Source organism: Paenibacillus forsythiae T98, assembly GCF_000520735.1.
Lineage (GTDB): Bacteria > Bacillota > Bacilli > Paenibacillales > Paenibacillaceae > Paenibacillus_AQ > Paenibacillus_AQ forsythiae.
The window spans coordinates 1-1,792 of sequence record NZ_ASSC01000497.1 but is presented as its reverse complement, the minus strand read 5'-3'; the positions used below and the strand labels follow the sequence as shown (position 1 = coordinate 1,792).

Below are 1,792 nucleotides of genomic sequence, written 5' to 3'. Positions count from 1 at the left end.
ATTTCCATATGGCCTCCTTAACCATCGTTTAATAATATACATTGCATTACGAGGTAGTTGGGAAGTAAAGGGCCTGTTACCAAGCCCCACTGATTTAGAGTAAAACTCTGTTTTCCAATATATTTTTCGAGTTTATTGTGGATGCTGATTTTGACAGGTCTCCCGTCTGAATACTCAAGCGTCTTCCCCTTCCCGCGTTCTGATGTCGTTAAGTCTGATTTTGTAAGACTCCCCCCACGCTTTCATAGCTACGATGATCGGCTCAAGCGTCCTTCCAAAATCGGTGAGGGAATACTCCACCTTTGGGGGGACTTCTTTGTAAACTTCTCTGTGCACGACGCCGTCCCGTTCAAGCTCTCGCAGCTGCAAGGTGAGCATAAACTGCGTAATTCCCGGATTGAGGCGCCGGAATTCATTAAATCGTTTCGTTCCGCCAATGAGCTGATAGAGAATGATCCCTTTCCACTTCCCGCCGATGACATCCAGAGTCGTTTCCACAGGACAGCATTCCAGGTTTGGCTTAGTCCCGTATTTGTTCCTCCGATCGCCCATTCCGCGTCCTCCTCCAAAGGTATGATTTTTAATACTATATAATAAAAATATGCGTACTTATTTAATGTAAGTATACATTATATAATTCGAATGTACGATATACCAAGTTGAAAGGAAGGAAGAAATGATCAATCCCCCAAAAATGAAAGCCGTCGGCGCTTATCGATATCTCCCTTTATCCGATCCGGAAAGCCTTGTTGATCTGTATATAGAAAAGCCGGTGCCTACCGGCCGCGATCTGCTCGTTGAAGTAAAAGCAATCTCTGTCAACCCTGCCGACTTGAGTGTCCGCGAGAACCACAATTATGAAGGAGAATCGCCCAAAATTTTGGGCTGGGATGTAGCTGGAATCGTGGAACAGGTTGGACCGGAATGCCAGTTGTTTAAACCGGGAGACGAGATATTTTATGCAGGCAGTGTGGCTCGTTCAGGCGGCAATAGTGAATTTCACCTGGTTGATGAACGAATTGCGGGAAACAAGCCGAAGAGTCTGGATTTTGCGCAAGCAGCCGCTCTGCCGCTGACCTCGATTACGGCCTGGGAGGGCTTATTTGACCGTTTGGGAATCAGTCATAACGTAGAGGAAAGCCAGAGCATACTCATCATCGGTGCGGCGGGAGGGGTGGGATCGATAGCTACTCAACTCGCCAAATTAGCAGGTCTAACTGTCATTGGCACCGCTTCACGTCCGGAATCCATACAGTGGACCAAAGATCACGGCGCAGATTTTACAATCGACCACAATAGCCCTTTTGCTCCCCAGCTTAAAGAAATTGGATTTGAGACCGTGGATTATATATTTTGCTTAAATGATACGGTACAGCATTTTGCGAATATGGCGGACGTCATCGCTCCTCAAGGCAAGATTTGCTCAATCGTTCCGGTAAACAAGTCCGCCTGGTCGGGAAGCCTGGAGATGGATCTGCTTTTTTCTAAAAGTGTCACGCTTGTGTGGGAGCTTATGTTTACGCGGTCCATGTACCAAACCAGAGATATGATCAAGCAACATGATATGCTGAATCAACTGGCTGAGTTAATCGATAAGGGGAAATTGAAAACGACTCTGACCGAACGCCTGGAACCCATTAATGCGGCAAACCTGCGTCTAGCGCATGAAAAACTGGAGACAGGAAGAGCAATTGGAAAGATTGTATTGGAGAATTTCTAATCAGCTGTTCATTCGTAAAAATGACCGGGCAAGCAGCTGCTTGCTCGGTCGTTTGGTTAATGGCTAAACCAT

Annotated in this window: 2 protein-coding genes; one reads left to right on the top strand and one right to left on the bottom strand. The window is 46.5% G+C overall.

What is annotated here, in order from left to right:
- Window positions 1–174: 174 nt before the first annotated feature.
- Window positions 175–552 carry a winged helix-turn-helix transcriptional regulator gene (locus tag L692_RS0115690; protein WP_025701095.1) on the bottom strand — a complete coding sequence of 126 codons (378 nt, stop codon included), beginning with the start codon at window positions 550–552 and terminating at the stop codon, window positions 175–177.
- 124 nt (window positions 553–676) lie between these two features.
- On the opposite strand from L692_RS0115690, the gene L692_RS0115685 reads away from it, so the two are divergent.
- Window positions 677–1,720, top strand: a complete 1,044-nt coding sequence (locus L692_RS0115685; RefSeq protein ID WP_025701094.1) for a zinc-binding alcohol dehydrogenase family protein — start codon at window positions 677–679, stop codon at window positions 1,718–1,720.
- Window positions 1,721–1,792: the final 72 nt, after the last annotated feature.